The sequence below is a fragment of the uncultured Mucilaginibacter sp. genome (assembly GCF_903893715.1).
GTDB lineage: Bacteria > Bacteroidota > Bacteroidia > Sphingobacteriales > Sphingobacteriaceae > Mucilaginibacter.
In genome coordinates, this window is sequence record NZ_CAITNG010000137.1 from 1 (window position 1) to 4,297 (window position 4,297).

5 protein-coding genes are annotated in these 4,297 nt (G+C 41.9%); all 5 read left to right on the forward strand.

Annotated features, from left to right (window positions below):
* Window positions 1-480: 480 nt before the first annotated feature.
* A complete protein-coding gene (locus tag QZX97_RS16010) occupies window positions 481-813 on the forward strand; it encodes a PadR family transcriptional regulator (RefSeq protein ID WP_295654405.1) in 333 nt (110 codons plus the stop codon).
* Between the two features lie 26 nt (window positions 814-839).
* Window positions 840-1,559 carry a PspC domain-containing protein gene (locus QZX97_RS16015; protein ID WP_295664791.1) on the forward strand — a complete coding sequence of 240 codons (720 nt, stop codon included), beginning with the start codon at window positions 840-842 and terminating at the stop codon, window positions 1,557-1,559.
* Window positions 1,547-2,473, forward strand: coding sequence for a hypothetical protein (locus tag QZX97_RS16020; protein WP_295654403.1), 927 nt, complete (start codon window positions 1,547-1,549; stop codon window positions 2,471-2,473). Before QZX97_RS16015 ends, QZX97_RS16020 begins: the two co-directional genes overlap by 13 nt.
* A complete protein-coding gene (locus tag QZX97_RS16025; RefSeq protein WP_295654402.1) occupies window positions 2,470-2,703 on the forward strand; it encodes a hypothetical protein in 234 nt (77 codons plus the stop codon). Before QZX97_RS16020 ends, QZX97_RS16025 begins: the two co-directional genes overlap by 4 nt.
* 142 nt (window positions 2,704-2,845) lie before the next feature.
* A partial coding sequence (locus tag QZX97_RS16030; RefSeq protein ID WP_295664793.1) for an outer membrane beta-barrel protein occupies window positions 2,846-4,297 on the forward strand: 1,452 nt, incomplete at its 3' end.

The following is a 4,297-nucleotide window of genomic DNA, read 5'->3' on the forward strand; positions in this document are numbered from 1 at the left end:
AGTGCCCCACCTTTAACCTTTACGGTAACCCCGGGAAGCGGGCCTCCGTCCTCCTTGTCTGTAACCGTACCCCTTATGGTACGATTTTGTGCAAAAATCTGCATTGAGTAAAACAGAAAGCACAAACTTAATAGTAAAAGTTTTTTCATGTTCGTTAATAAATAAGATCAGTTAATAGTTAATTAATTATAAAAGTAATGTTACAAAATCAAATTATCAAGTGAAAACACAAAACAAACTTCATTTTTTTACAAAAACGGTAGTTTATAGACTATAACATGCTGTAATAATGTGAAAAAAAACCGCTAAAAATGTCGTTTTAGTCATAAATTTTAAATTATTGACGACAAAAACCCAATAAATTTAAAAGATTGGTTATAAATTAATTATTTGATTAAAAAAATGATAAAAATAACACTTCTTTTAATTTTTTAGTACTATGTATTGCATAATACAATCTTAAACATATATCTTTGTATTATGATTGTAGAGAACACACAAACACAGATGCGGAAGGGGATATTGGAGTACTGTATCCTCTCCATTATATCAAAAGGCGAGACCTATGCATCGGATATTATAGCCGACCTTAAAAAGGCAAGGATGCTGGTTGTGGAAGGTACGTTGTATCCTTTGCTTACCCGGTTGAAGAATAACGGGCTACTGACGTATAATTGGGTGGAGTCGACGTCGGGCCCGCCGCGAAAATATTATGTACTGTCGGCCGAAGGGCGTAAAGTGCTCGAGCAACTGGATTCAACATGGTCCGAACTATCGTTCGCGGTGCAAACCGCACTTGAAGGCAGAAAATAGAAAAACACTGATCACAAAAACATATCATGAACAAAACCATCATTATCAATATAAACGGTATCATCTTCCATATAGAAGAAGATGCCTACGAAGTACTAAAAAATTACATGACGGATGTGAAGCGTCACTTTGCCAATGCAGAGGACAGCCTGGAAATTACAACCGACATTGAAAACCGCATTGCCGAGATGTTGTGCGATATGCTTACCCGCGAAAACAGGATGGTGGTAGTTGCCGGCGATATAGCTGCCATTATTGCGCAGATGGGCACTGTTGAGGATTTTGAAACATCGGGCGCCGACCATAAGGATGGTTTTGCCGGTTATCAAACATATACGGATAACCGAAAGCTGTTTCGCGACCCTGATGACCATTTGTTGGGCGGTGTGTGCGCAGGTATTGCTAACTACTTTGATATGGATACCGTTTGGATACGCATTGCCTTTGCCATTGCCTTTTGTTTTGGCGGCACGGGGCTTATGCTATACATTATATTATGGATAGTGGTACCGAAAGCCGAAAGCCGAACCGACAGGATGGCCATGAAGGGCGAGAAACTAAACCTGGAAGGTTTTAAACGCAACTTTGAAGAGGAATTAAAGAACGTGCACGCCACATTTAAGAGCGCAGGTACAGAAGCACGCCCCTTTGTGTATAAGGCCCGCGATTTTTTTGGTGATTTTTTGCATCATTTTGGTTTTTTTTACAGGGTTTTGGGCGGGTATTGCTTAAAATGTTCGGGGTAATCATCCTGATGATATGCTTTGGGTTTTTTATAGCCGCATTGGTGGGGTTTATCGCTATATTAGGCTACAGCCATGATATCTATCATCTGTTTCCTTTCACCATTATCGCACCCAATAACGGCCACAACAGCATGATATTCTTTAGTGCCTTTGCCTTAGTGGTTATCCCAATCATTGCCATTGCCGCGCTTACGCTCAAAGTGGTTTTCAATACGGTTGGCCTCAACAAATCGGCCGGGTATACATTACTGATTGTTTGGATAGGTTCGCTGAGCATTGTTATCTACTATACTGCTAAAATTGCAAACCAGTTTAAAGTAAACGAATCGTTTACTCAAACTATCAATATCAAGCCCAACAAGGCGGGTGTTTATCACTTAACGCTCAACGACATCAAATTCCTGACAAAAGCAGACAGCATGCGCATGGATATCGACCGTAATTTTGATGGCCGAATTATTCTGGATGACGATAGCCGTGAAAATGGTATGCCGCGCAATGTTGACATATACGTTGAAAAGACCGACCAGCGCAACATAGTGCTCGAAGAACGTTTTAGCGCCCAGGGCGCAAATGACGAAGATGCATTAAGAAATGCACGCGGCGTTAAATACAACTTTATACAAAAAGACTCGGTGCTCACCTTTGATCGTAGCCTGCAAATACCACATGGTAAACTGTGGCGCGACCAAAGGGTAAAGCTTACCCTGAAAATTCCTGTAGGTACAATATTGGTTATTGATGAAAACCTGAATTACCTGATCAACGACACCGATGTTGGCGATTGTAAAAACAAAAACAAAGAGCCGAATTGGACATCGGCACCGTTTATGCTGGAAGATGGTGGCTTAGGCTGCAAAGTTGATACCCTGTTTTCAGTACCGGCTGTTATCCCACAACCCATTGCAAAATGAAAAACATAACTATTATTTGGTTGGGCCTGCTTTGTATAAGCGGGCCTAAACAAAAGTTTTATGAATGCCGGGCTTCGGTTCCCGCTAAACTGCAAAGCTATTGGATAATAAAAGCCAAAAAAGAGTTGTTGCGTGCCCAGCCAAATCCTATTGTGCAGGGCCTGCAAAACACGCTGCATTTTATACCGTCAAATGGCATCAAAAAAATCTTTCCTTACATTGCCGATTAAAAAGTTTACTTTTCAGTGTAACCTTTTCCCGGTTTATTTCATCTTACTATCAATACTGACGAAATAACAAAATAACTTATTAAAAGTGAACCGAAAAGGGCGTTTTTGCCCTTATCAGGCTTACTATGTCAAAATTTTAGCTATGAAGACACATTACAAACTATTCCTTATAACATTATTTGCGTTGCAGGCTGGTGCTGCAATAGGCCAGGCGGTTAAGCCCACGGCAAAAATATCGGGCACCGTGTTGGACGACAAAAAGCAACCACTATCTTACGCTACTGTAGCATTGCTGAAGGCAAAAGACTCGTCGGTAGTGAAAGGCGCCATTACAAACGAAGCCGGGATTTATACTTTTGAGCACCTTAATCAGGGAAAATATCTGGTACGTGTGAGTACTGTAGGTTTTTTAAAAGCTTACAGCAAGCCGGTTACAGTCAGCCAAGAGAATATTAACATGCCCGCTATTCAATTAACCGCGGGAGCAAAGACATTAAATGCAGTATCGGTAACCGCAGCCAAGCCGCTCATCGAGCGTAAGTTAGACCGTATGGTAATGAATGTGGAAAACAGTGTTTTGGCTGCGGGTAACGATGCCATGGAGATACTGGAACGTGCACCGGGCGTTACGGTGGACAAAGACGATAACATCAGCCTGAATGGCAAACAAGGGGTTACCGTAATGATCAATGACAAGCCTACACATCTTTCGGCGGCCCAGTTGGCAACCCTCCTGCATTCCACCGATGGAAATAACATCCAGTCTGTCGAAGTAATCACCAACCCATCGGCCAAATATGATGCCTCGGGCAATTCGGGTATCATCAACATCATCCTGAAAAAGAACAACTCGGTTGGCACCAACGGCTCAATAGTGGCTACCGGGGCTATCGGTATCTATCCCAAGGGCAACACCTCCATTTCGCTCAATCACAAAGAAGGTAACCTCAACTTTTACGGCTCATATAGCATAGGCAGCAGGGAGCGTGCGAACAACCTTTATATCGACCGAATAATAGATACATCGGGCAAGCAAACCTATTTTACACAACATACATTTATGCCGTCAACCAACTATAATAACACTTACCGTTTAGGTGTTGATTATGATATGGGCAAAAAGAATACTGTCGGCCTTTTATTCAGCGGTTATTTTAACGGTGAAAACGACAATAACGTAAACAACACCGTGATAGGCTCGCAACCCGGTATTACAGACTCATTGCAAAACACCACATCGACCATCAGCCAAACCTATCACAACTACGAGTTCGACCTGAACGATAAATACCACATAGACAGCCTTGGCCAGGACATCAGTTTTGATGTTGATTATACCAACTTTACCAATACCAACAACGCCGTATATAACAACTACTACTTATTTAGCAACTTAACCACTGAACACCCGCCGTTGATACAGCGAAACCAATCGCCATCAAACATTATCATTAATACCGAAAAGGTTGACTATACCCTGCCCTTCCACAAAACTATGAAGTTTGAGGCCGGGCTAAAATCGAGTTATGTTAAAACCGATAACAACCTGCAGGCCCAGTATCAAAACGGTGGCGGTACTTTTATAAACGATACC

What these genes read in the sequence shown, in the direction of transcription:
- QZX97_RS16010 (WP_295654405.1), top strand. Translation starts at nt 481, where the DNA reads ATGATTGTAGAGAACACACAAACACAGATGCGGAAGGGGATATTGGAG.
- QZX97_RS16015 (WP_295664791.1), top strand. Translation starts at nt 840, where the DNA reads ATGAACAAAACCATCATTATCAATATAAACGGTATCATCTTCCATATA.
- QZX97_RS16020 (WP_295654403.1), top strand. Translation starts at nt 1,547, where the DNA reads ATGTTCGGGGTAATCATCCTGATGATATGCTTTGGGTTTTTTATAGCC.
- QZX97_RS16025 (WP_295654402.1), top strand. Translation starts at nt 2,470, where the DNA reads ATGAAAAACATAACTATTATTTGGTTGGGCCTGCTTTGTATAAGCGGG.